Consider the following 25,228-nt stretch of genomic DNA (forward strand, 5'->3'; position numbering starts at 1 on the left):
GTTGGAAAGCAATGCCTTTTCTTCTATGTATATGTGACAAGGAGGGGGGAGCTGAAATGAAGAAGCAATTTTCAAAAACACAATTTATGGGGATGCTCCTCATCATATTTGGATTCGGTCTTTTTCTTGATATGATACTTGGACATTTTGAACCAGGTGGTCTAATATTTGCATTTATTATGATTATGTTTGGAAGACATTATCGAAAGAAGAACCGTTATGTAAGAGGGAATGTATTTTTATTTGTCGGTGGTATTGTCTTCTTATTCTTCTTATTTTCATCAGCGGCATTCGTACTTGTTGTGTTTGCTTGTTTAGCTTTAATTGGTTATCAACTTATTCAACAAGGACATCGGCAAAAAGCAATGAAAGTTGAAATTAAAGAAAAGGGATATATAAATGAAGAAAAACAAATATATCGTACAGAACCGTATATAAAAAATATGTTTGTAGGTAATGTACGAATGATGGATCATATTTATGAAATAGAGGATATTAACGTCCAATATGGTGCTTGTGACGTCGAGATTGATTTAACAACTGCTATGATTCCAGAGGGAGAAACGGTTATTGTGATTCGGGGCGTCATTGGTAATATTCGCTTATATGTACCATATGATATTGAATTGTCTTTAAATCATTCTGTTATTGTTGGGCGAGTGCTCCTACCAGGACACGAAGAAACTGGATTTAACCGTAATGTTACGTTTAGAACAGAACAGTATAAAGAAGCCCCTCGTCGTATTAAAATTATTTCTTCGCTTGTCGTAGGCGATACGGAAGTGAGGAAAGTATAATGAAAAAACAAAGGAATATTTCGTGGATGTATATTCGTTATTCTATGTTGTCCTCTGTGAGTATCGCACTTATTTGTACAATTGTATATGTATGGAAAAGCGAGCAACAAGTTTATGATTTACTTTGGAAAGAATCCATTGCTTCTGTTCCAATTGGCTTGTTTATTATGAGTACGAGTCTTCTTATCGGAGGAATTGTAGGATATGCAATCGGTTATTATATAGAACAGCGTATACAAGGATTAAATACTTTTCTATTTGAAGTAGAGCGAGGGAATTTTCCGAGTGATGTTTCATTTACTGCGGACGATGAATTTCATGAAGTGGAACGAAAAGTAATTGGTCTTGCTCGTCGCTTAGAGGAGCAAGCTGGGCTATTTCAAAAAGTAACGAATGAACGAGCCCATTGGAATGAAGAGATGAGACAAGAAGCGATTTCTCAAGAAAGGCATCGATTAGCGAGAGAGCTACATGATTCTGTAAGTCAGCAGCTTTTTGCAATGTCGATGATGATGTCAGCCATTAATGAGCAAGCAGCTGAAATTCCAGACACGACGAAAAAACAGTTGCAGCTTGTTGAGAATATGGTTGTAAATGCACAATCAGAAATGAGAGCTTTGCTCCTTCATTTACGCCCAGTGCAGTTAGAAGGTAAGAAACTAACAGAGGGTATAGAAGAATTATTAACAGAACTGTCTAGAAAGCAACATATGAAAATTGAATGGTTAATTGAACCGATCCAATTAAAAAAAGGTGTAGAGGATCATTTATTCCGTATTGTACAAGAGGCGCTGTCTAATACTTTACGGCATGCGAAGGCAAAGAAAACCGAAGTACGCCTTCGGAAAATTGATCAATATGCGATTTTGAAAATTATTGATGACGGTGTTGGGTTTAAAGTTGGTGTTAATAAGGCTGGTTCATACGGTTTAAGGTCAATGCAAGAGCGAGTTCATGAAATTGGTGGTACATTAAAAGTTCTTAGTTTTCCGAATAAAGGTACGCAAATAGAAGTGAAAGTACCTATTATGATTGAGAGAGGGGGAGAATCATGATAAAAGTATTACTAGTTGATGATCATGAAATGGTTCGAATGGGTGTATCAGCATATTTATCAACGCAGCCAGATATTGAAGTAGTTGGAGAAGCTGAAAATGGAAGAAAAGGTTCAGAGTTAGCTTTGCAATTAAGACCGGATATTATTTTAATGGACCTTGTTATGGATGAGATGGATGGGGTTGAAGCGACACGTGCTATTATTCAAGAATGGCCAGAAGCGAAAATTGTAGTTGTCACGAGCTTTTTAGATGATGAAAAGTTATATCCTGTTATTGAGGCGGGGGCGACAAGTTATTTATTAAAAACATCAAGAGCGAGTGATATTGCAGATGCTGTAAGAGCTACTTATGATGGGGAAACGGTATTAGAGCCGAAAGTTACTGGCAAAATGATGTCTCGTATGCGTCAGAAGAAAGAACAACCTTTGCATGAGGAGTTAACAGAAAGAGAGTCTGAAATTTTGTTATTAATTGCAGAGGGGAAAAGTAATCAAGAGATTGCAGATGAGTTGTTTATTGCCCTTAAAACAGTAAAGACACATGTGAGTAATATATTAAATAAGCTAAATGTAAGTGACCGGACACAGGCGGTTATTTATGCGTTTAGACACCAATTGACGAAATAAGAAGGAAGCTTTGACTATATATGGTCAAAGCTTTTTATTGACGGTTATTTATGTAAGCGTTATCATTAAGGTGTTAACAGTACATACAAAGGGGAGAGAGTGTATGTTAGTTCAAACGATATTTGGAATGGATGAAACGAAAAAATTAGGTAACTATGTGAATGCGTTGCAAGCACTTTGTGAACAATATGATATTGAAACAGATCGTATTGCAATTATTGAGGCGACAGAAGAATATTATTTATTTCTAGTGAAGCAAGAAGATTGCTATGATGTTGTAAAAGTAGAAACAGTGGATACGAATATTGATTACTATACGAAGGCTTATAAAGTAAGTAGCTTTAATCATACTTCTTATCAAATGTAAAAAACTCCCGAAATGGGAGTTTTTTTATGATACTTTCGATTCAGGTGAATGATCCGTTAATGGTACTGCTTTGGCGCCACTTAATTTTGCGATAGCAAAACCGATAATAGCCCCAACTAATGCTGGTACTAACCAGCCAATTCCTTCATTATATAATGGAATAAACTCGAAATAAGATGTGATAGATGAAACAGGAATATTCCCTTGTTTTAATCCATCAAATACGCTCACAACTGCAGATCCAATTAACGCACCTACATAAACAGAACGATATCCACCGAAATATTTATGAAGTAATGATAGTAATACGAGTACAATCGCAATTGGATATACAACAAGTAAAATAGGAACAGAGATTGCGATAATTTTTGTTAAACCTAAGTTGGCAACTAATAATCCTAATGTGCAAATGACACTTGCTAACGTTGTGTATGAAAATTTCGTTAATAATGTTGAGAAGTATTGACTGCATGCAGATACAAGTCCAATACATGTTGTTAAGCAAGCGAGTGTAACGATAAGAGATAATAGAATTAGACCATATGGACCGAGTAATTGTTGTACGATAACGGTAAGTAGCTGTCCGCCGTTTGTTGCGTATCCGAGAGAGACACTAGTTGTACCGAGCCAGCCAAGTGCACCATATACAAGTACGAGACCAGTAGCGGCAATAAGTCCTGCTTTTGCTGTTGCGATGGCAATTGATTTGCGGTCATTCACACCTTTTGAGCGAATTGCATTTACAACGATAATTCCAAATGCAAGCGCTGAAATGGTATCCATCGTTAAGTATCCTTCCATAAAACCTTTGAAAACTGGAGAAGTTTGATACTCTTGCATTGCTGGTCCTGATTGCCCAAGTGGTGAAAATACACTCTTAAAGAATAATAAGAAAATAGAGAGTAATAAAATAGGTGTTAATACGCTTCCGATACGATCGACGAGTTTAGAAGGATTTAAACTAAGCCAAAATACGATAGCAAAGAAGATGACTGTGTATAAAAATAGCGTTAGGCTGCTAGAGCGAATAGTTTCTGGTAAGAAAGAACTAATTCCCATTTCATAAGCGACATTAGCAACACGTGGGATGCCCATAGATGGACCGATTGCAATGTATACAACTACCGTAAAGAATATTCCGAATAATGGGTGAACATGACTTGCAAGTTGTTGCATTCCATTTCCTGATAGAGAAATAGCGATAACAGTAAGTAGTGGTAAGCCGACTCCTGTTAGTAAAAAACCAATCATTGCTGGCCAAAAGTTTTCACCAGCATTTTGTCCAAGCATTGGAGGGAAAATTAAATTTCCTGCTCCAAAAAATAAAGAAAACAGCATAAGACCTGTGAAAAAAACATGTTTTTTTGATACAGTGTTCATTGTTTTTTTTCTCCTTTTTTGTAAATTCATTGTAAGAACACAAAAAACTCGCCCCTTAAGAAAGGGACGAGTTATATTTACCCGCGATACCACCCTAATTTATACATGTAGAAATATATCTATATGTATACGGCTTTACAACGTACAACATGATACGTGTTCCTTGTAACGGGGGACGACCGGTAAGAACTTACTTTAGCATTCGGTTCTACTTCTCGGAGATGATTTTCGGTTACGAACTGAGCGTTGGCTTTCAGCAAAATACCAACTCTCTGGGGAACAGCTCTATAACATACTCGTTCTCGTCAATGAATTTTTATTCAAGTATTCTGACAACATTTTTACATGTTTTTTTTAGAAAGTCAACATATTTTTTGAGAAATACACTTTCCTGTAGAAATATAGCTGAGAATATAGGGGTTAATACTATTTGTAAAAATGCTGTAAAACATTATAGAGAATTGTAAAGTTTATGGAGAAAATCGATATTTATAAGAGTAAGGAAGGAATTGTTTGAATTTGCAGAGAATAATACAACAATCCACTTGCTGGAAAGAACAAACCAAAAGAGGTGACTGAAATGCTTGCGATGGGAGTATTATTTGGCATTATTGCTATAATTGGTTTTATGTGGTTATATTATTCGCGTTCGTTTAAACAAGCAGAAGTTTTACTCTTTCAAAAAGGTAGTTTGTTGACAAATCAGTCTAGATATTTAGTATGTCCGAAGTGTGGAAGTGCACAGGCCAGGAGTGGAGGATATCAAGAGTGTTGCAAAATTAGATTATGAAAGAAGGAAGCCTCACATTATTTTGTGAGGCTTCCTTCCTTACAATTTTTTCGCGCTCCAAATTGTCCAACGATCTCTTTCGATGATAGGAGAGACGTTTTGTAATGCCGTTTGGATATGATGTAGAAGTTGAGAAAGTTCATTATCTGTTAGTTCATATAGAATGGATCGGCCTGTTCGAGGAGATAAATCTTGTAGCAAAGCCTCTACAGAATCATGTACTTTTCGTACTTCCCATTGTGTTTGAATGGGGAGCGCTTGAAGAGGATATGTTTGTAATAATTGCTGTATAGTAGTGGTTTTTGGTCTTCTTTGCGCTTCTGTTTCAATGAGTTTTGGAAAGACCGAGAAAAAATATCCACGAAGGTGTTCAGGACTTCCTGGGATTATACAATCTTCAATGGTCCGGTCTTGTAAAATAAGTAGACCGTCTTTTTTTAATATACGAGAAGCCTCTCGTATAAATGTGGGAATATCATGCAAATGATGAATGACTGCACGAGAAATGACAAGGTCGAATGTTTCATTAGGGAATGAGATATTATGTGCATCACCGTGAATGAATGAAATGTTTGGGAAGGCATTACAATTTTCTTTTGCAGCTTGTAATATTTCTTTTGAAAAATCAAGCCCAACAACACTTTTGGCTCCCATAAGAGCAAGTTCTTTCGTGTAAATGCCGCCACCACAACCTATATCAATTACTTGTTTATTTTGCACATCTACAATATTGTTTATTGTTTCCTGCCATGAAATATGTGCGTTACGATTTGCATACGTATACTTATTATTTGCATCATGAAAATTAATGGACATTGTAAAATCCTCCCTTCAGTTTATAGTATAGCTCATTCTATATAATGTAACGTTTTTGTTTTATGCATGAGGGTTATAAGAATTTCTTATTGGAAAAGGAGAATCGATTTGAAAGGGAAATATTTAATGTTTTTATGTGTTATTTTACTCGCGTCGTGTGGTCAATCCGAGCAAAAGAAAGAACCGGAACAAGTAGAGGAGACAGTGAATGAAATGAGAGAACCATTACAAGTAACTGTTATGCAAAAAGGTAAAGAAGAAAAAAATTTAAAGAAAATGGATGCGGAGTTGGTGGTGGATATTATAAACAAAGCGGAAAAACAAGAAGTAACGGGTAGTTTTGGTGAACCGGAATATGAAATACAAATTAGTAGTGATGGAAAAAAAGAAACATATTATGCATGGTTAAGAGGAGAAGATCGCCGAGGATGGATTCAATATAAGAAAGATATGTATATGCTTAACGAAAAAGATACGGAAAAGCTTTTGGCTATCTTTCCAAAGATTCCAGAACAAAAAGAAGATGAGATGCAGGTAGGTAATTTAACGGAAGTAACAAAAAAAGACATGCAGATTACTGCGTTTCATATTAAAGCTGGTGATCAAAAAATGAATTATACAGTACGTTATACGATTTCACAATCACTATATAATAAGTTAGCAAAGGAACAAGAATATTATTTGCAATTAATTTTCCCGGAAAAGGTCCAAAAATTAATTGGCGCAAAAGAGAGTGAAATAATTTCAGCTGAAAAAGTAAAGGAAGGGTATAAACAGTATGAGTTGAATGTTACTGTTCCGATAAAAGATGCTTCAGAATCACAATTAAAATCACTAGAAACCTATTATGATAATCACGATTTACAAATATTAAATAGTAAGAAAGAAAAAGTAGGAGCATTTCAAAACATTATTCAAATTGTTAAAGAGTATGGTGAAAAAATGAATTTACAAAGATAAAGTGAAATTTTAATCAGTGGGGGCATCCCCCGCTGATTATTAGCACGAATCCTACCTAAATTCTTTGCTCCAGCCGAATTTTGAGGTGGGATTCTTACTGCCCGTAAATAGCGGGCAGTAAGAATCATAAAGTCTATATGGCCTTTCCTAGGAAATGATAATAGAGGGGAAAGATCCCCTCTATTATTTTGCTTTTGCAGATGGCTCATTCATTGATTTTCGTGTAATTAGAAAGGAAATCATAAGAGCAGAAAGAATAATAAGGGCTATAAATAAGTGATTTGGCAACCAATCTAATAATAATACGTAGCTGACGGTATAAAAAATAAGAGTTGAAGCTAAAAACGATAGAGCGCCTATCATAAGAGATTGTAATTTCATTTGTATTTACCTCCTTTTATTTTTATTTTTGGCTAAAAATGGATGGAATAAACATTATTTCTAACAATAGAAAAAAATATGTCATAATAGAGAAAAAGAATAAGTTTTGATGAGTGTATATGGCTCAATAAAGCGAGATAAAGGAGAGGAATATGAAAAATAATAAAAAAGGATTATGGGGAGTTATAGTTGCAATAGGGTTATTTTTACTATCTAAGTTAAAATGGGTATTTGCAATTTTTAAGTTAGCAAAATTTTCAACAGTATTTAGTATGTTTTTATCGCTTGGTGCATACGCAGTCATATATGGTTGGAAGTTTGGGGTAGCACTCGTATATTTATTGTTTGTACATGAGATGGGGCATTTATGGGCAGCGAGAAAGAAAGGGATACCAACATCGCCAGCAATCTTCATACCATTTATGGGAGCTCTTATTGGGATGAAAGAGATGCCGAAAAATGCAAAAGATGAAGCTTACATTGCATATATGGGACCTCTTTTCGGATTGCTTTCATTTTTACCTGCGATCCCACTGTATATAATCACGAAAGAGCCGTTTTGGGCGCTTATTATTTTACTTGGAAGTATGATTAATTTCTTTAATTTAATTCCAGTTTCTCCATTAGATGGTGGACGAATAATTTCAGTTGTAAGCACGAAAATTTGGGGAGCAGGGCTAGTTTTACTACTCGGCTATTCTATTTACTTCAAGAGTATTTTAGGAGGGTTTATTTTTATTATCGGCTGTATGGAACTATATAGAGTAATAAAGAGAGATGAGCCGATTAAGGAATTAGGATATAAAATCGATGGAATGACAGGATATGTTGCTAGGCTTGAAGAGGAATTAAAAGAAACTGGTGCGGTGCATCGAACGATTTATATGATTCACCATGAAATGAATGTATTAAGACAAAGAGAACGTGAAAAAGAATTAAAAACAGGAGAACTTCAAAAGATTGAAGTGCTAGAGTACCTTTTACCAAAATTTGAGCCACTTGATTATGTCCCATATGAAGATGAAAAAGAAATGCATACAATTCATATAAGAGAAGCATTTGAAATGTCAGAAAGAAAATTAAATGAATGGGAAACAGAAAAGGAACAACAAGAAAATTATTATAAAGTCGATACGAAAACGAAATGGACAGTATTTGCTTGTTATATCGGATTAATGGCTATACTCGGTTATACAGCTTATGAAGGTTATGTTGTTTTACAAGAGCATTTACCAAGGAGAAGTTTGTAGAAAAATAGTGTCGAAATGAAAAGGAGGATTTAAACAGGAATTACATTTCTACGAGAGAATGTTACAAGTGTAACAGTACATTGTAATATTCATAGTAGAAAAGGGGTTCTGTATATGAAGAAATTGTTAAGTGTATTGGTAACTATTACTGTGATGGCAATAGCGAGCTATAGTCTTATGAAAGTACTATTATATTATGCGAATAAGTCTGCTGGAGTAAATACAGTAGCACAAATAGAAGAGGTGCAAGAGAAGAAGAAGACACTCGATTTTGTTCGTACGACACATGAAAGTTATAATAATTTCTTGAATTATGGCAAGGCAGAGAAATATACAGATGGGGATTGGAAATATTTTAAACGATGGTTTCAAGAGCAAGAAGCCTCTTTAAAAAATATACATAAAGAAATAAAAAATGAAAAAATAAAACGCGATGTGAATAGAAGTTATGAAATTGTAAAAAAAGGTGTGGAGCTTCAGAATATTGAGTATGTAATCTATGCTCATCGCGTATATCATGACTTGGATATACTTGTGAATAAACATAAAGGTGAAACGAATATATGGGGGTATACAGAGTTTGGAGATGGGCAGAATATAAGAGTAATTGAACAAGCAATACAAACAAAGTAGTAGGCTAGCTAGAATTCTAGTTAGCTTTTTTTTTGAGCACAATTAATGGGGGCTAATTAAAATTTACTTAATATGTGCATTGTTCATATATTTTTCACAAAAACACCATGTTAATAGTGATTAAAATCACAATATGAATTATACAATTCAGTTAAACTAAAAACAGTTAAGGAAATAGAGGAGTGGGATACAATGTTAAGTGCAAAAACAATTGAAATCGTAAAGTCAACAGTACCGTTATTACAAGAAAAAGGCGTTGAGATTACAACGAGATTTTATCAAATTTTATTTTCGGAACATCCGGAGTTATTGAATATTTTCAACCATACGAACCAGAAAAAAGGAAGACAACAACAAGCATTAGCAAATGCTGTTTATGCAGCTGCAATGTACATTGATAATTTAGAAGCTATTATTCCAGTTGTAAAACAAATCGGTCATAAGCATAGAAGTTTAGGTATTAAAGCAGAGCATTATCCAATAGTAGGTACATGCTTACTACGAGCGATTAAAGAGGTCGCAGGCGCACCTGATGAAGTTTTAAATGCATGGGGAGAAGCGTATGGCGTCATTGCTGATGCATTCATTAGCATTGAAGCGGGTATGTATGAAGAAGCTGCACATAAAGAAGGTGGATGGAAAGATTTCCGCAACTTTGTGATTGTTAAAAAAGTGAAGGAAAGCGACGTTATTACATCATTTTATTTAAAACCTGAAGATGGCGGGAAAGTTTCTTCATTCATCCCAGGACAATATGTAACGATTCAAATAAATATTAAAGGTGAGACATATACACATAATCGTCAATATAGCTTGTCTGATGCTCCAGGAAAAGAATATTATCGTATTAGTGTAAAGAAAGAAAAAGGTGTAGATACACCAGATGGTAAAGTATCTAATTACTTACATGATCATGTAGGGGAAGGGGATGTCTTACCAGTAAGTGCACCAGCGGGAGATTTCGTATTAAATATGGAGTCAACATTACCTGTTGTACTAATTAGCGGTGGAGTAGGTATTACACCGATGATGAGTATGTTAAATACGTTAATTGAACAAGAATCAAAGCGTAATGTATGCTTTGTTCATGCGGCGATAAATAGTAATACACATGCGATGAAAGAGCATGTTGAGACAGTAGAAAAAGAGTATGAACAAGTTAAAGCATATACTTGCTATTCTTCACCGACAGAGCAAGATGTGGAAATGAAGAATTTTGATCAAGAAGGATTCATTGAACGTGAATGGTTACAAACTATTATTCCAACGACTGATGCAGAATTTTATTTCTGCGGTCCAGTACCATTTATGAAACATATAAATGCTGCATTAATTGATTTGGGTGTTAAACAAGAGAACATTCATTATGAATTTTTCGGTCCCGCAGCAAGCTTACAATAGGTTAACGTTGCCAAGCGAAAAACGAGGTATTATTTTACCTCGTTTTTTGCTTGTTCTCTAAGTAAGCGATTTACTGTTTCGCGGCGTACACCTATGAGCTGACCAATTTCAGTTTGTGTTAATATTTCATAAATAGGGATGTCACCTAAATAAAAGGTGAACCACTCTTGTAAACGATGAAGGCGCTCTTTAGGAGAGACAGTTGTCAATTGATCGATACGCTGTTGCATCATTCTTAACTTCGATTGTAATTGTATAGCGATATTTTCATATGATGCAGGATTTGCCTGAAGTTTGTCGTACCATTCATTGCTAATTATAGGCTCGACTTCTGTTTTCATTAAAGCGATAGCTGTACCGTGATATTCCTTCGGTGAAATTAAAGAATGGTGAGGTATCGTTTCACCAGGAACGATAATATTAAATAAAAATGGTGTTCCGTCTTCTTCTAACCGAATCACTTTTAATAAACCTGTTTTTATAAAATATAATGGACCGTCCTCACCTTGACGGAATAATACATCTCCCTTATGTAGAATCAATGTTAGCCCCCCATTAAAACATTTCTATTTCTTATATTTTAGCGTATATGTATAAAGACAATATGCTTTTTAAACAGCAATTTCATTGACGAAATGTATGCTATTACAGTAGTATACTATTTAGTGTGTAATAGTACTAGCAATGAATACGCTGTAGGGGGTTTAGTATATTGTTAGATGCGATGAAGATGACGGATATGAGAATTCCGGCGAATGCTATCATTCATGTAGAAGAGATGAAAGGTGGAGTCGTTTTATCCGTTGAAATAGACGGCCAAATTATTTATACGATGGCTTATGATGAAGAAACAGATAGTTATGCTGAATTATATGATCGAAACGATAAGAGGGCGTGCCAAGTACATGAAGACTTTATGGGATGGTCACTTCTTCACTAAAAAGATGTCAATATGACATCTTTTTTTATTGAATCGATAGATTATACAAAGAAATGAAATATAAGGATAAAATTTGTAATAAATGATTTTGCATTGTTAGCGCTTTGTAACTGTAAGATAACTGTTTTTTCGCTATCATAAAGATAACAGTCATAGCTATAGGAGTGGTCAACTTGAAGAAATTACATATTTCAAATTTTATGCTATTAAGTGTTTGTTTAGTTTTATTTGTTCTCCTAGGAGCCTTTTTATATTCATGTGTATAAGAAAAAACGCATTCTAGAAAGAACGCGTTATAAAAATGAAGTAATGATTAATCTAGTTCCAAGAATAATTAATGTGATACGTAATAAATTAATTATTGCATTACCGCTTAATTTTGTGTTAATATAAGCCCCGATTTTTCCGCCAATCCATGCACCAGGAATAAGAATTAATGCATAAGCCCAGCTGACATTTCCTAGAGAGATGTGAGTTAAAGAACTTACAATTGCTGAGAGAAATACGATAAACATTGAAGTTGCTACAGCAATGTGTGCTGGGAACGCAAAAAGGAGCATCATCGCTGGCACAAGTAAGGCACCACCACCGATTCCAAATAATCCGGATATAAATCCAACTATAAAGGCAATAAAGATAGCGAGAAATGGTGGGAATTGATAGTCTACAGTATTTCCTTTGTTATCTGTAAAAGATCGCTTAATTACAGTCATATTTGATAGGGAAAGAGGTTTCAATTTGTCTCGTAGTATAAGAAGAATGGAGACGAATATAAGAAAAATCCCAAAGTATAAAGAAAATGTATCTTGGTTTAAAAATTTGTTTGCCCATGATCCGATAATACCACCAGGGCCACTCCCGATAAATAAAATAAGTCCACTTTTATAATCTACCCGTTTATGTTTCATATAAGTAAGGGTAGAAGCCAGCCCTGTAAAAACGACTGTTACCATAGAAGTTCCTACTGCGAGTTGTGGTGATAAACTGTGTAATCCAATTAATAACGGAACGATAATAATTCCGCCTCCAAGTCCGACTAGGCTCCCGACTGTCCCGGCGATTAATCCGATGAAAAGTAACATGATGTATTCCAAAATTGCCAACTCCTCTATATAACTTATCCATCAATCATTATACACGCTTTTTAATAAGAAATAGGCTTGTTCACAAAAAAGTCGTCTTCCTAGAAAAATAAGGAAGACGACTTTTGATTAAAAGATTAAGTGTAATAAGTAGTAAAATAATGCAGCTAAAGAAGCTGAAATAGGAAGTGTAATAACCCATGTAATTAACATGCGTTTTGCAGTTCCCCATTTTACACCTTTCACGCGATGTGAAGCACCAACTCCTAAAATAGAAGAAGAGATAACGTGCGTCGTACTAACCGGTAAGTGAATAAATGTTGCGCCGAAAATAACAAGTGATGATGATAAATCGGCAGCTACACCATTTACAGGACGAATTTTCATAATTTGTCCACCGACAGTTTTAATAATTTTCCAACCACCGACAGAAGTACCAAGACCCATTGCGATTGCACAAGATAATTGTACCCAGAAAGGGATATCGCCAGAAGTATGATAGTTATTGGCCATAAGAGCCATCGTAATGATTCCCATTGCTTTTTGTGCATCATTCGTACCGTGCGTATAAGCTTGCAATGCAGCGGTGAAAATCTGGAATATACGGAAGTTCTTGTTCGTTTTCGTTAAGTTAAAGTTTTTAAATACCACTTTAAAAATACTATATACGATGTAACCAATAACAAAAGCGATGATCGGTGAAATGATTAAAGCTTCAAGAATTTTTATAAACCCTTTATAGTTTAATGAGCTAATACCAGCAGCAGCAATTGCTGCACCAGCGATTGCGCCAATGATTGCATGCGAAGAACTACTTGGAATGCCATAGTACCAAGTGATCAAATTCCAGACTATTGCCGCAAGCAAAGCAGCTAAAATTACAAGAGAACCATTTTGCAAAGCAAACGGGTCAACAATATCTTTTGTAATCGTTTTTGCTACACCTGTAAATGTCATCGCACCTAAAAAGTTCATAATAGCTGCCATAACAATTGCATGTCTAGGCTTTAGAGCTTTCGTTGAAACAGCCGTTGCAATAGCGTTTGCTGTATCGTGAAATCCATTGATAAAGTCAAAAGCTAAAGCGCAAATGACTACTAAAACGGTCAGTATCAAGAGTGTATCCATGATCAAACTCCTTACGCGTTCTTCATAATGATTGTTTCTAATACGTTTGCAACGCTTTGACAGCTATCAGCTACTTCTTCAAGCTCTTCGTAAATCTCTTTAAATTGAATAATCTTAATCGGATCTTTCTCACGAGAGAATAAGTGCTTAATCGCATGACGGCGAATATCATCACATTGTGACTCGTAATCCTTAATCTTGATCGCATTTGTACGAATATCGACTAATTTCTTTTTAGAAAGTAGTTCAACAGAATTTGCAATCTCAATCGCACATTGATTAATTGCTTCAACGAATTTAATCATGTATTCATCAGCTTCTGTAATAGAATACATTTCGAATAGACCAGCACTGTGATCTAATCCGTCTAATACATCATCCATACTCATTGCAAGTTGTAGGATGTCTTCACGTTCAATAGGAGTAATAAACGCTTTGTTTAGCTCCATAATGATTTCGTGAATGAATGAGTCACCTTTTGACTCATACTCTTTCATGCGCATAGAAAACTCTTTTAAATCGCTAGCATTTTTAATTTTATACTCCACGAAAAACTGCGCGCCTTCTTTTAAATTTTCGGAAACGTTCATAAGCATTTCAGAAAATTTATCTTTTTTTGATTTAAAGACCATTATTGTTACCCCCACAAAAGTAATATATGTAAAATATATTGGCTAATCAATTCTAACAAAAAACTGTCGTTTTTTAAAACATTTTATCGAAAAGTTTACAAAAACTTAACAAAACTCTCATTGTTGTATTAATAATATTAATACTCAACAATGAATATCTTACTTGTAGAATGTCCTTTTCTTGCAAAAAGTATGAATGTGAAAGAAAAGCTTTACACTATAGGAACGACTACGTTATTATAATAAATTTAAAAGGAGGTATATTCTTCCTTTTAAAAAAAGAGTGTAAACAAATGAAGGAAGTGAACCAATGAAATTGAAGAACACTCACTTTAAAAAAACGCTTGAGTGGTTCAATAAGAGGAAGAAACTACGCAATTCATTAATTGTATTGGGAAGTTTACTTGCTACTCTATTTATTGTTGTAAATATAATAATTTCCATTCAAGATATATCTGAATTAAAACAAGCTGTTCCACAACCGACTTTAATTTATGATGCAAATAATGAAGTTGCGACTAAATTAGCTTCTTCTAAAACAGAAGGGGTCAAAAGGAAAGATATTCCTGATATTATGGTTCAAGCAATTGTTGCAGTAGAAGATAAGGAATTTTTTAGTCATCATGGTATTTACTATAGTGGAATTATAAGTGCTGTATTTAAGAACATTACAGCCGGTGAAGTTGTGGCAGGTGGTAGTACAATTACACAACAACTTGCGAAAAATGTATTTTTAACGCAAGACCGTACATTCTCGCGTAAAATAAAGGAATACTTTCTAACGAAAAAAATAGAACGTACTTATACGAAAGATGAAATTGTTGAAATGTATATGAATCAAATTTATTTTGGTGAAGGTGCTTGGGGGATAAAAAGAGCAGCTAAATCTTATTTTGATAAAGAAGTAAAAGACTTAACGATTTCAGAAGCTGCAACGATTGCAGGATTAATTAAAGCGCCATCTGCGTATTCGCCGTATAAAAACTTTAATAAATCAATTGAAAGACGTAATGTCGTATTAGGTTTAATGAAGGAGCAAGGATATATTTCTGAAGAACAATATAATCAGGAGAAAGAATCAGGTCTTGTATTACGACGTGGTGTTGACGATAAATATAAGGGAAAATATTCTCAATACGTAGATTATATTGTTAGAGAAGCGATGGACAAGTATGAATTAACACAAAATGAAATTTTAGCAGGTGGCTATCGTATTTATACGGAACTTGACTCGAAAAAACAACAAGCGGTTGAAGATGTTGTGAATAATGATAGTTATTTTAAAGATAGTGGCTCAGATCAGCTTATGCAAACGGGAGTGGTCCTTATGAATCCAAAAACTGGCGGTGTTCCGGCTTTAGTTGGAGGCAGAGGTCCTTATCAATTTTTACAGTTTAATCATGCAACACAATTAAAAAGACAGCCAGGTTCAACGTTAAAGCCTCTTGCAGTGTATGTACCAGCGTTAGAACAAGGATATGAAGTATACGATGTCTTAAAAGATGAACCGTTTAATATTAAAGAATATGCACCACAAAATAGTGATCATACGTTCCATGGTAATGTGACGATGTATGAAGCGGTGGCAAAGTCATATAATGTTTCAGCAGTTTGGCTATTAGAGAAAATTGGATTAGATAAAGGATTGAAATCTTTAGAGCGGTTTGGTATTCCATTAGAGCCTGAAGACCATACGTATCCGATTGCTTTAGGAGGTATGCATGTAGGGACTTCACCATTTGTAATGGCTCAAGCGTATAGCGCACTTGCAAATGATGGTGTCCAAGTAGAAGCTCATGCCATTAGAGAAATCCAAAATGCTGAAGGGAAAACAATTGGAAAATGGTATAAGAAAGAAACTCGTGTGACGAACGAGAAAGTTGCCCAAAAGATGACATACTTATTAAAAGGTGTTATTGAAAGGGGAACAGGTGAAAAAGCGAAAGTTAATAATATCGATACCGCAGGCAAGACAGGGACTACCCAGCTTGTAAATGGACCAAGCACTGGTGCGAAGGATTCGTGGTTTGTTGGATACACACCGGATTTAGTAGGTGCGATTTGGGTAGGGTATGATAAAACGGATAGTGAGCATTATGTGCCAGGAGGCAGCCAAATTACAACGACAATGTTCCGGGATATTATGAAGAAAGCGAATGGAAATCCAACTCAAAAGGCATTTCAGTTATCGCTAATACCTGAGGCGGATTATACAAAACAATTAAAAACGATTGAGGAAGAAAAACGAAGGAAAGAAGAAGAGAAAAAACGAAAAGAAGAGGAACAACAAAGAAAAGAACAGCAAAATGAATGGATAGATAAAGTGAAAGAGTGGATTCCATTTTGGTAAAAAAAGAGGCGAATAACGAGTTCGCCTCTTTTTTATGAGAAATGAGCGGTTTTATCTCGGTTCAAAATGTGGCAACAGAAAAGAAGTTAGGTGAGAATCGAGCTGCCTATAAAAATTTGATGGGTTTAACTTAATAATCCGTGGGGATGGGAAAAGCGCCACGGATTAAAGCTTCAGTTTATTTAGCGTAACATTGGTCCTACCGAAGGATTGAGAATCATACGTGACGGTTATTATTCCTTTACTAATAGGTTCATATGGCAATTCCTCTTCGAAATTTCCAGTATTTTTATTATGGATAGAGAGTGTTATTTCATCAACGTCTTTATTTTTATATTGATCTTTAATCGTTTCAGCGATTTGAAGTAGGTTTTCATAACTAGAAGCTTCTGTAATAAGCATTCCTTTTATAACTTTTTTTTCATTTTGTGTGGAAGAGGAATACGGGATGTTGTTTTGTTTTGTATACAGAAGTTCGTATGGAATTGTTTTTCTTTCTGCTTTTGAAACATTTGAATAGTTTAGAGTTAAAAGAAACCCTATACATAAAATTATGCATACCATAAGAACAAACCAAAAACGTGTCAGTGATATAATTCGCATTGTCATCCCTCTTTCATGTCTTTGTCTTCACTATTCATCATACAAAAAGAGGATTAAGCTAGAGTAAATTTGAAGTAAAGAAACGTAAAGAAGGAGCACTTATCCTCCAAAATAAGTGCTCCTTTTTATTAAAAGAAAGTTTTAACATACAATCAAAATAATACAAATTACTATAAATCAAACATTCTTGGTCGTTCAAAAATAAAATGAAAACTAAAATTAGTAAATTCGGAAGACTGATAGTGTAGCTGTTGTGTCACCAGTGTTAGGGATGGAAATAGTATTTACTGTAGGTTGTACAGAGATTGTTGTACCAGCTGTTAAAGTAACAATTGTGGAGAAAGAAACCGCACTACCGATAACGTTAGTTGAAAAATTACGAGTAGGTGGTTGACCGTTGAATGAAATACCGAATCCAAATGGTGAAGAACCCGGGAAGGTTGTAGATGCTGAGAAACTAATATCGTATACTCCTGTTTCTAAAATAGTTAAAGTATCTGAAGTGTCATTAAAAATGAGATTATTTAGTTCGAAAACTTGATTAAATTGGATATTCGTTCCAGGTGATATAGTTTGTGGATTAGAATTTCCTATTGCTGCTATAGTTACAGGGAGTGGTGTGCCCGACGGTCCAGTAGCGCCAGTAGCACCAGCCGGACCTTGAGTACCTTGAGCACCCTTGAGCGCCAGTAGCACCAGCCGGACCTTGAGCGCCTTGAGCACCTTGGGCACCAGTAGCACCAGCCGGACCTAATAATTAATTCGTTCATAGTTCGCTTTAGGTAAAATTGGAATAGAAATAGTGAAAGTTGTACCGTTTTGATTACTAGACATTTTTAATGTACCGTTATGATTTTGAATAATTTTCTTCGTTACTGACAAGCCCAGTCCAGTTCCTGAATCTTTTGTTGAGAAGAATGGATCAAAGATATATTCTTGAATAGCTGGAGGAACCCCAGTTCCGTTATCTGTGAAAGTAATCCGAACAAAGTTATCTAGGCGATAACTAGAGATTTGAATGGAAAGAGGTCTTTCGCCTCGAGCATCGATAGCATTTTGAAATAAATTTAAAAAAACTTGCACAAGTTCATGACGATCGATATTGACAAGTAAACCATCTAATTCCGTAGAAAATTCATAGTCAATAGAAATGTTGTGTAAAAAAACTTCACTAGCAAGTAGTTGTTGAATATATTCGCGTAAAAACGTATTGATGGGAAAAGGTTCTCTAGTAAATTCACGCGTTTTTGAAATGGCTAAAAATTTTGTGATAATACTATTTGCACGATCTAGTTCAGGAATGAGTAGACTTTTAAACAATTCTTTATTGGATGGAGAAACGTTATCTTGTAGAAATTGCAAGTATCCACGTACCGTTGTAAGGGGATTTCGTACTTCATGAGCAATCCCAGCTGCGATTCGTCCTGCTAATGAAAATTTTTCTGCATCACGTTCTGTGTTTAAATAATGGAAGACACTAATAACTCTAAAAATCTCTCCGTTATAATCCCGAATAATTCGATTGTTTAAAATACCATAGTTTTTGTCTAACACTTCTTCATTATATATTTCTGTTCCTGTTCTTAATGTTTCAATCGCTTTAATTTGTTCTTCTGGCAAGTTTAGTAATTGTTGAATTGGCTTTCCAATTATATCATTTCGTACTACACCAAAATCATCTGCTGCAGCTTGATTACATAAAGTTATATTTCCTTTACTATCAACAAAGGTGACATGATGTGAAAAAGCATCAAAAATATGAACAAAGTATGTTTCAAGTTGTTCAAATAAAAATAATGAATCGCAAGTAAGTTGAAAATCAGCCTTTTTATTCTCTTTTTGTATGTTTTGAATGGAATGAGTCGTTCTCGTTTTCTTTATTTGTAAACCAATATGTGGATTTTTGTATGTGAAATGATGTGGTAATTGATTCACAAGCTCTTCATATAACCGCACTTTATTTTCTAGTTCTTCTATTCGTTTTTCATGAGATACAATATCATCGTTTGGAAGCATAAATAAATAACCCCTCAATTTAAAAATTCTTCCATTTAGTATATCATATTTTTATACGGATACTCTTAAAGAAGGGGCTACTTAATGAAATTGATTAGCTGAAATGTCCGGGAAGTGAGTAGAATGGATAGAAGGTGAAGTTAAAAAGGGAGGGATATATTTGCTTTTCATTGGAGTGACAGGGTGGGGAGATCATGATTCTTTATATATAAATCCCTATGAAAATAGAAATAAATTGCGAACTTATAGTGAACATTTTCCCATTGTGGAAGTAGATAGTTCATTTTATGCGATACAACCTGCGCGGAATTATACAAAATGGGCGATGGAAACGCCGAAAGATTTTTCTTTTATAGTAAAAGCCTATCAAGGAATGACAGGACATATGAAAGGGGAAATCCCTTTTTCTACGTTCGATGAGATGTTTGATGTGTATAAACAATCCATTCTTCCTTTAATAGAAGCAAATAAATTAAAAATGATTTTATTTCAATATCCACCATGGTTTGATTGTAAAGTGAAAAATGTAGATTTACTTCGATACACGAAAGAAAAAATGGAAGATTTACCATGTGCAATAGAATTTCGAAATCAAACATGGTTTTATCCAGAAATGAGAGATAAGACGTTACAGTTTTTAGAAAAAGAAAACTGGATTCATACAATTTGCGATGAGCCTCAGGCTGGAATAGGATCAGTACCGCTTATATTAGAGGCAACAAACTCGGACATGGCGTTAATACGTTTTCATGGCCGAAATGTTCATGGTTGGCTGGATAAAGGAGAAAATTGGAGAGCGGTTCGCTGTTTGTATCGTTATAATAGTAAAGAATTGGCGGAATGGGTAGAACGATTAGAGCGATTGAAAAAGAAGACGAAGGATATATTTGTATTGTTTAATAATAATTCGGGCGGAGATGCAGCGGATAATGCGAAACAGCTTATGAAAATGATGAACATTACATATGGTGAGCCGAAGCCTGAGCAATTAAATTTGTTTGAATGATGATAAACAAGAAAGGCACTGTACAAACAGGGGGAATGTACAGTGCCTTTCTATATGAAAAAGAGGGGTAACAATGTTACTGAGCGTTTGGTTGATTCATCAATTGTTGGCTTCATAATAAATGATAATGGTTATCATTATCATTGTCAATGGTTTTTCGGAAAATAAGTAAAAAACTTTTTATCCCGCTATTTGCGGCAGTAAAACTCCTACCTCAAAATTCGGCTGGAGCAAAGAAGTTAGGTGGGAGCCCTGCTGCCCGTAAACGCCCGATTGGTGAAGGCTAATAATCAGTGGGGGATGAACAAAACCCCCACTGATTAAAGTTTCACTTTATATTTTAAATAGTAATAAAAAAAGAACAGCAATTACTGCTGTTCTTTTCCATTGATGATTTGTTGTAAATCAAAAGGAGTTATCGCTTGGATAAATTCCTTTGAGATAAGTGTTTGAACGAGAGTGCTTTCAGAAATTGTAGCACCTGTTTTCTTTTCATAAGATTTCTTTAATAAATCAAGTTTTTCAGCCGTTTCTTTCGGTAATTCAATTGTTAATGTGTTCATAATTTCTCCCCCTTACTATTAGAGTACCACTACAGTATAGGAGAGACAAGAAAAGAGAATATGAAACATAAAAAAGGTTACCAAATTTACAAATGGTAACCTTTTTATGTATAAGAGTTATTAAGCAATACCGATATACTTTAAAGTTTTGGATGGAGTACTGTGATCAAAGAAGTGTTGTAAAAATGCAATATCAACACCTGATTTGTATGCACAATAGCCCCAAGTTTTTCGAAGTGTATGTGAGCTAATCCCTTCTAATCCAACTTCTTTTGCAGCTTTGTTTAAAATGTACCATGCATGTTGTCTCGTAATAGACTTTGTTCCTTTTTGAGACTTTAATAATGGTTCATTACGTTTCCAAGTTTTACGTTCTTTCATGTAGTCTTCGATTGCGTGCTGTAAGTCTTCATTTACAGCAAACCATTTATGTTTCTTTACTTTTTCATTGTAAAATAAAATGGAATGGCGAACATTTTCGTCTTCATCGATTACATCACTAACTTTTAATTGTAAGATTTCACTTACTTTTAAGCCAGAATTTACAGCTAATACGAATAATAAGCCATCACGTTTCGAAGATTGTAAAAGTATATTTTTGATAGTTTCTAATTGTTTTTCGTTTTGAATAGGTTGTCCTGCTTGTTTCATTTTACGCACTCTCCTCTTTTATATGTGTAAAGGAAAGGATTAACTTGTTTCTTACTATAAAGGGAGAGTGTGAATTTCATGTGAACTCCTAGTGAAATTAAGACAAATTATTTGACTTCTTTCACTTTTTGTAAATTAAAATAAAATACAACGCTATTAGTGGTATTATACACACCGTACTCGGCGTGATGGAGATCTAAAATGTTTTTTACAATGGATAACCCAAGACCAGTACCTCCAGTATGACGGCTACGAGAAGCGTCTAAACGGTAGAAGCGATCCCAAATTTTTTCAAGACTTTCTTCTGGAATAGGATTGCCTGTGTTTTCAATTTCGATTTTCATTGTATCTTCCGTTTCTACAACAGAGACGTGTATTTTTTCACCATCTGGAGTATATCGAATTGCATTGCTAAGCAAGTTCACAACTACTTGCTCAATACGACTACGATTTGCTTTAACAAATAGAGAAGAGTCCACATGGATGTCCACTTGTAAATGTTTTTCTTCCATGCTAAATAATAATTTTGTATAGACTTGTTGAATTAATTCACCGATTGAGAATGTCGACATTTCTAGTTTGTACGTACCAGATTCAAGTTTTGCTAATTCTAACATTTCAACAATAAGCCTGTTCATATTTTCTGTTTCTTCTAAAATAACATTTGTATAATATGTCGTATCTTTACTTACGCCATCTTGAATACCTTCAGCGAAGCTACGAATAACACTAAGTGGTGTTTTTAATTCATGAGATACACCAGAAATGAATTCTTTTCTCGTTTTTTCCAATTGACGTTCGCGTTCAATATCTTGTTGTAATTTTGTATTGGCAACATTTAATCGGTCGATTCGATCTTTTAAATTTACAGAGAGTGTATTAATACCACTTGATAACCCGCCAATTTCATCGTCTGCTGTAACAGGTAACTTTTCGCTAAAATCAAAGTTGGCCATTTTTTTTGTAACGCGATTTATCTTAATTAATGGTTTAACAATGATTTTTGAGTAGTAGAAGGATAACAAAATAATAACGAGAAACACGATAATTAAGGCATAGACATAATAATCTTTTAAAACGAGCATCGCTTCATTAACAGGTTGTAAAGATGCTATAGCAAAAGCGTACTCCTTAATTTCTCCGTTTTCCATAATAGGTTTTACAAAGATACTATTTTTTATATTCTCTCCGCCATCTACTATATAAGTGTTTAATTGCTGCGAGTTAGCAGTGCCATTTCTAATAATCTCTGCAAAATATTGAACGGCTTGTAATGTTTCAAAATCATTTGCAAGACGAACCTCGGCTTTTGATGGAAGCTGTAACTTAGATACAATACCAGTAAAATCAATTTGAATCGCAGTTTTGTATCGGTTTGTAAGTCTATTTTTAGAAGGGTTGCCATTAATGGATTGAAAATCTGAATTGATACGTTCGTTTTGCCATCGATTATAATTTGTTGTCAATTCTAGTGGTGTTATTGTGTTCCCTTGTACCGAACCGACGACGTTTATCATGCCATCTTTTTTCAATCCTAAGTTTTCGAATTTCTTATATTCGTCGGGCGTTAAAAGATTATTGAGCGGAATGGAATATGTTTCATTATTTTTAGGATTAATTACATCAATGTAGTAATTGTTGTCACTTTTAATAATGCCGTCAGAAGTTAAAAATTGCATTTCAGCATTTGTTTTATCATGAAATTCTTGTTTTAATTTTCTAGTTTCCTCAAAGTCCTGGGTGCTTTTTTCATAATTATCTACGAATTTTTCAAAAGCCGTTTGAACGGTTTTTATTTTTTTATTAATATAAAACTTCTCTAAAAATAGAGATTGTCCAAGGAAAAAAAGGAGAAATATGATTGTAAATAAAGTTGATGTTAATAAAAATAGTTTAAAGACGATGCTTCTGTTCTTCACTGTTTCACCTCGTATGAAAAATACTGTAATATAAATGATTTCTTAATTATAACAAAGGTTACAAAAAAGTAGAGGGGATAAATCTGCCTCTCTCTAAAGTAGTTTTTTATAGAATGTCACATAAAGAGACGGTACAGTGACTATAGAAGTATTTTAGCATAAAAAAGAACTCGCCAGACGTATGACGAGTTCTTTAGTGTACTATTGCTGAATTGCTGCATCTAAAGCGATTTCAATCATTTCGTTAAATGTAGTTTGGCGCTCTTCAGATGTTGTTTCTTCACCAGTGAAGATATGGTCGCTTACTGTTAATACAGATAATGCATTTACACCATATTTAGCTGCTAATGTGTAAAGAGCAGTCGTCTCCATCTCTACTGCTAATACACCGTAATCTCCAAGTTTTTTAACCATGTCCATGCTCTCACGATAAAATACATCTGCTGTTAATACGTTACCAACACGAACGTGTAATCCTTTTTCTGTTCCAGCATCGTAGGCTTTCTTTAAAAGATCAAAGTTTGCAGCAGGAGCAAAATCAAAACCCGGGAATGTTAAGCGATTCATATTAGAATCTGTACAAGCCGTCATCGCAATAATAACGTCACGTACCTTAACATCTTTTTGAATTGCACCACATGTTCCAACACGAATTAAATTTTTCACTCCGTAGCTTTGAATTAATTCGTTTACATAAATAGAAATAGAAGGAACACCCATACCTGTACCTTGAACAGATACACGCTTTCCTTTATAAGTTCCAGTGAAACCTAACATGCCACGCACGTTATTATAACAAGTAACATCCTCTAAAAATGTTTCAGCAATATATTTTGCACGTAATGGATCACCAGGTAATAGAATAGATTCAGCAATTTCGCCTTGTTTTGCTTCAATATGTACACTCATGAAAAATCCTCCTTATTAATGTATTGATAGAAATCAATATCATTTGCATTATACACTACGACTCCTTTCAATTAAAATCTTTTTTATTTGTAATATGTGCAAAAGAGGAGGATTTCATAAATCATAATCTAGAATATATATTTAAGAGGTTTTGCATGGATAAAGAAAATAAAAATGGTAGGTGATATTTTGAAAAATCTTGTCATTGGGCTTATTGCACTAATACTTATTGTGGCAGGAGGATTTTACATAAAAAAATATCAAGAAACTGTAGAAACGACCGGAGATGTTCAAGAAGTGAAATGGGATGTGAAAAATAAAAAGGAAAATGAAAAAGCCGATATTTCGTTTCAATTGCTAAATAAAATGAATAATGAAGTTCGTGGTGTGAACGATCAAATTCGAGCAGTGATAGTGGATGGGAATTTGAAAAACATACAACAAACGAAGCCTATGTTTGCTGGAAATGGATCGTATAAGCTATCTTCAGATGTAGCAAAAGGTGAAGGGTACACGATATTTTTGTATGAAAATGAAAACAAGTCCGTGGAATCATTTGCTAAGAAAGATTTTGGTGAAGAAAAAAAGGAGACAAACAAGGACAAGAATAAAAAGAAACTACCTGTCGATACTGTACTTACAAAAAATATAGGAGAGCATCAAGTGTCTCTTTTATTTGGGGCATTACATCCGAATGAGGCAACGACATTAACATTTCAGTTTCAAGCGAAAAAGGGAGAAAAGCTGAAATTAAATTCAGGGAGAGGCGAAGTCAACGCGCTATATATCGTTGATGAAACGAGGGGACATTTTTTATATGCCATTCCTGTTGATACGGATGAGCAATTACAATATCGTATTACATTTCCAGAAGAAGGAACATATAAAATATGGGGGGATTTCTATATAAATGGTAAGAAGTATGAAAAGGAGTTTAGTATACAAGTGCAAAAACGAAAAAACAGCTAAG

The 25,228-nt window shown here is 34.5% G+C and carries 26 protein-coding genes, 1 pseudogene and 1 other annotated feature; of the genes and pseudogenes, 13 read left to right on the plus strand and 14 right to left on the minus strand.

What is annotated here, in order from left to right:
• Positions 1 to 56 precede the first annotated feature (56 nt).
• From liaF to MKX37_RS07190, 4 genes are read left to right on the plus strand one after another with little or no spacing between them, the layout of a single operon-like run.
• Positions 57 to 797: a cell wall-active antibiotics response protein LiaF gene (gene liaF / locus MKX37_RS07175; protein ID WP_002126337.1), complete on the plus strand. Its 741-nt coding sequence runs from the start codon at positions 57 to 59 to the stop codon at positions 795 to 797.
• On the plus strand, positions 797 to 1,852 hold the full coding sequence (locus MKX37_RS07180; protein ID WP_002011673.1) for a sensor histidine kinase: 1,056 nt from the start codon (positions 797 to 799) through the stop codon (positions 1,850 to 1,852). Before liaF ends, MKX37_RS07180 begins: the two co-directional genes overlap by 1 nt.
• Positions 1,849 to 2,481 (plus strand): response regulator, encoded by a 633-nt coding sequence (locus MKX37_RS07185; protein WP_000598709.1) that lies wholly within the window; start codon positions 1,849 to 1,851, stop codon positions 2,479 to 2,481. Before MKX37_RS07180 ends, MKX37_RS07185 begins: the two co-directional genes overlap by 4 nt.
• Before the next feature lie 10 nt (positions 2,482 to 2,491).
• Positions 2,492 to 2,848, plus strand: a complete 357-nt coding sequence (locus tag MKX37_RS07190) for a DUF3992 domain-containing protein (RefSeq protein ID WP_002126339.1) — start codon at positions 2,492 to 2,494, stop codon at positions 2,846 to 2,848.
• 24 nt (positions 2,849 to 2,872) lie between these two features.
• Here MKX37_RS07190 and brnQ3 read toward each other — a convergent pair whose 3' ends face one another.
• A complete protein-coding gene (brnQ3, locus tag MKX37_RS07195; protein ID WP_002193225.1) occupies positions 2,873 to 4,228 on the minus strand; it encodes a branched-chain amino acid transport system II carrier protein BrnQ3 in 1,356 nt (451 codons plus the stop codon).
• Between the two features lie 59 nt (positions 4,229 to 4,287).
• Positions 4,288 to 4,546, minus strand: a binding site (T-box leader).
• 262 nt (positions 4,547 to 4,808) lie between these two features.
• Between brnQ3 and MKX37_RS07200 the strand changes: the two genes are divergently transcribed.
• A complete protein-coding gene (locus MKX37_RS07200) occupies positions 4,809 to 5,018 on the plus strand; it encodes a hypothetical protein (RefSeq protein WP_000880630.1) in 210 nt (69 codons plus the stop codon).
• 39 nt (positions 5,019 to 5,057) lie between these two features.
• Here MKX37_RS07200 and MKX37_RS07205 read toward each other — a convergent pair whose 3' ends face one another.
• The gene (locus MKX37_RS07205) at positions 5,058 to 5,834 is read right to left on the minus strand and encodes a class I SAM-dependent methyltransferase (protein ID WP_002126342.1); all 777 of its coding nucleotides are present in this window, start codon (positions 5,832 to 5,834) and stop codon (positions 5,058 to 5,060) included.
• Positions 5,835 to 5,942: 108 nt separating this feature from the next.
• On the opposite strand from MKX37_RS07205, the gene MKX37_RS07210 reads away from it, so the two are divergent.
• Entirely contained in the window at positions 5,943 to 6,794 is an 852-nt protein-coding gene (locus tag MKX37_RS07210) for a hypothetical protein (protein ID WP_078206321.1), read from the plus strand.
• A gap of 183 nt (positions 6,795 to 6,977) precedes the next feature.
• On the opposite strand, the gene MKX37_RS07215 is transcribed toward MKX37_RS07210, so the two are convergent.
• Positions 6,978 to 7,175: a hypothetical protein gene (locus tag MKX37_RS07215; protein ID WP_000776287.1), complete on the minus strand. Its 198-nt coding sequence runs from the start codon at positions 7,173 to 7,175 to the stop codon at positions 6,978 to 6,980.
• Between the two features lie 152 nt (positions 7,176 to 7,327).
• Between MKX37_RS07215 and MKX37_RS07220 the strand changes: the two genes are divergently transcribed.
• The 3 genes from MKX37_RS07220 to hmpA all read left to right on the plus strand — a co-directional run bounded on the left by MKX37_RS07220 (position 7,328) and on the right by hmpA (position 10,459).
• Complete coding sequence (locus MKX37_RS07220) at positions 7,328 to 8,425, plus strand: site-2 protease family protein (protein ID WP_002186315.1); 1,098 nt, start codon at positions 7,328 to 7,330, stop codon at positions 8,423 to 8,425.
• A gap of 114 nt (positions 8,426 to 8,539) precedes the next feature.
• A complete protein-coding gene (locus tag MKX37_RS07225; RefSeq protein WP_078421979.1) occupies positions 8,540 to 9,058 on the plus strand; it encodes a hypothetical protein in 519 nt (172 codons plus the stop codon).
• Between the two features lie 192 nt (positions 9,059 to 9,250).
• Positions 9,251 to 10,459, plus strand: a complete 1,209-nt coding sequence (hmpA, locus tag MKX37_RS07230; protein WP_060750567.1) for an NO-inducible flavohemoprotein — start codon at positions 9,251 to 9,253, stop codon at positions 10,457 to 10,459.
• Between the two features lie 29 nt (positions 10,460 to 10,488).
• On the opposite strand, the gene MKX37_RS07235 is transcribed toward hmpA, so the two are convergent.
• On the minus strand, positions 10,489 to 11,001 hold the full coding sequence (locus MKX37_RS07235; RefSeq protein ID WP_002086692.1) for a Crp/Fnr family transcriptional regulator: 513 nt from the start codon (positions 10,999 to 11,001) through the stop codon (positions 10,489 to 10,491).
• Between the two features lie 170 nt (positions 11,002 to 11,171).
• On the opposite strand from MKX37_RS07235, the gene MKX37_RS07240 reads away from it, so the two are divergent.
• Positions 11,172 to 11,399: a hypothetical protein gene (locus MKX37_RS07240; protein WP_000883004.1), complete on the plus strand. Its 228-nt coding sequence runs from the start codon at positions 11,172 to 11,174 to the stop codon at positions 11,397 to 11,399.
• A gap of 293 nt (positions 11,400 to 11,692) precedes the next feature.
• On the opposite strand, the gene MKX37_RS07245 is transcribed toward MKX37_RS07240, so the two are convergent.
• The 3 genes from MKX37_RS07245 to MKX37_RS07255 all read right to left on the minus strand — a co-directional run bounded on the left by MKX37_RS07245 (position 11,693) and on the right by MKX37_RS07255 (position 14,241).
• Positions 11,693 to 12,493, minus strand: a complete 801-nt coding sequence (locus MKX37_RS07245) for a sulfite exporter TauE/SafE family protein (RefSeq protein ID WP_078421980.1) — start codon at positions 12,491 to 12,493, stop codon at positions 11,693 to 11,695.
• Between the two features lie 117 nt (positions 12,494 to 12,610).
• Positions 12,611 to 13,609: an inorganic phosphate transporter gene (locus tag MKX37_RS07250; RefSeq protein ID WP_002126356.1), complete on the minus strand. Its 999-nt coding sequence runs from the start codon at positions 13,607 to 13,609 to the stop codon at positions 12,611 to 12,613.
• An 11-nt stretch (positions 13,610 to 13,620) separates the two neighbouring features.
• Entirely contained in the window at positions 13,621 to 14,241 is a 621-nt protein-coding gene (locus MKX37_RS07255) for a DUF47 domain-containing protein (protein ID WP_000231445.1), read from the minus strand.
• Between the two features lie 310 nt (positions 14,242 to 14,551).
• Here MKX37_RS07255 and MKX37_RS07260 point away from each other — a divergent pair, with 310 nt between their 5' ends.
• Entirely contained in the window at positions 14,552 to 16,591 is a 2,040-nt protein-coding gene (locus tag MKX37_RS07260) for a transglycosylase domain-containing protein (protein WP_002126359.1), read from the plus strand.
• Positions 16,592 to 16,756: 165 nt separating this feature from the next.
• On the opposite strand, the gene MKX37_RS07265 is transcribed toward MKX37_RS07260, so the two are convergent.
• The 3 genes and pseudogenes from MKX37_RS07265 to MKX37_RS07275 all read right to left on the minus strand — a co-directional run bounded on the left by MKX37_RS07265 (position 16,757) and on the right by MKX37_RS07275 (position 19,210).
• Positions 16,757 to 17,194: a hypothetical protein gene (locus MKX37_RS07265; RefSeq protein ID WP_078421981.1), complete on the minus strand. Its 438-nt coding sequence runs from the start codon at positions 17,192 to 17,194 to the stop codon at positions 16,757 to 16,759.
• A 219-nt stretch (positions 17,195 to 17,413) separates the two neighbouring features.
• Positions 17,414 to 17,945 (minus strand): annotated as a pseudogene (locus MKX37_RS07270) (Gly-Xaa-Xaa repeat protein); the annotation flags it as partial.
• Positions 17,945 to 19,210 (minus strand): ATP-binding protein, encoded by a 1,266-nt coding sequence (locus tag MKX37_RS07275; RefSeq protein ID WP_078421982.1) that lies wholly within the window; start codon positions 19,208 to 19,210, stop codon positions 17,945 to 17,947. The gene MKX37_RS07275 and the pseudogene MKX37_RS07270, both read right to left, overlap by 1 nt.
• 160 nt (positions 19,211 to 19,370) lie before the next feature.
• On the opposite strand from MKX37_RS07275, the gene MKX37_RS07280 reads away from it, so the two are divergent.
• The gene (locus tag MKX37_RS07280; protein ID WP_002086674.1) at positions 19,371 to 20,216 is read left to right on the plus strand and encodes a DUF72 domain-containing protein; all 846 of its coding nucleotides are present in this window, start codon (positions 19,371 to 19,373) and stop codon (positions 20,214 to 20,216) included.
• Positions 20,217 to 20,584: 368 nt separating this feature from the next.
• On the opposite strand, the gene MKX37_RS07285 is transcribed toward MKX37_RS07280, so the two are convergent.
• The 4 genes from MKX37_RS07285 to deoD all read right to left on the minus strand — a co-directional run bounded on the left by MKX37_RS07285 (position 20,585) and on the right by deoD (position 24,258).
• Entirely contained in the window at positions 20,585 to 20,779 is a 195-nt protein-coding gene (locus tag MKX37_RS07285) for a DUF3924 family protein (protein ID WP_002011737.1), read from the minus strand.
• A 120-nt stretch (positions 20,780 to 20,899) separates the two neighbouring features.
• Entirely contained in the window at positions 20,900 to 21,430 is a 531-nt protein-coding gene (locus tag MKX37_RS07290) for a tyrosine-type recombinase/integrase (protein WP_000806230.1), read from the minus strand.
• A 107-nt stretch (positions 21,431 to 21,537) separates the two neighbouring features.
• On the minus strand, positions 21,538 to 23,349 hold the full coding sequence (locus MKX37_RS07295) for a sensor histidine kinase (RefSeq protein ID WP_078421983.1): 1,812 nt from the start codon (positions 23,347 to 23,349) through the stop codon (positions 21,538 to 21,540).
• Between the two features lie 201 nt (positions 23,350 to 23,550).
• Positions 23,551 to 24,258, minus strand: a complete 708-nt coding sequence (gene deoD / locus MKX37_RS07300; protein WP_000110707.1) for a purine-nucleoside phosphorylase — start codon at positions 24,256 to 24,258, stop codon at positions 23,551 to 23,553.
• A gap of 174 nt (positions 24,259 to 24,432) precedes the next feature.
• Between deoD and MKX37_RS07305 the strand changes: the two genes are divergently transcribed.
• The gene (locus tag MKX37_RS07305) at positions 24,433 to 25,227 is read left to right on the plus strand and encodes a hypothetical protein (protein ID WP_078421984.1); all 795 of its coding nucleotides are present in this window, start codon (positions 24,433 to 24,435) and stop codon (positions 25,225 to 25,227) included.
• Position 25,228 lies beyond the last annotated feature (1 nt).

This window comes from Bacillus sp. FSL R5-0709 (genome assembly GCF_038004785.1).
GTDB classification, from domain to species: Bacteria; Bacillota; Bacilli; order Bacillales; family Bacillaceae_G; genus Bacillus_A; species Bacillus_A mycoides.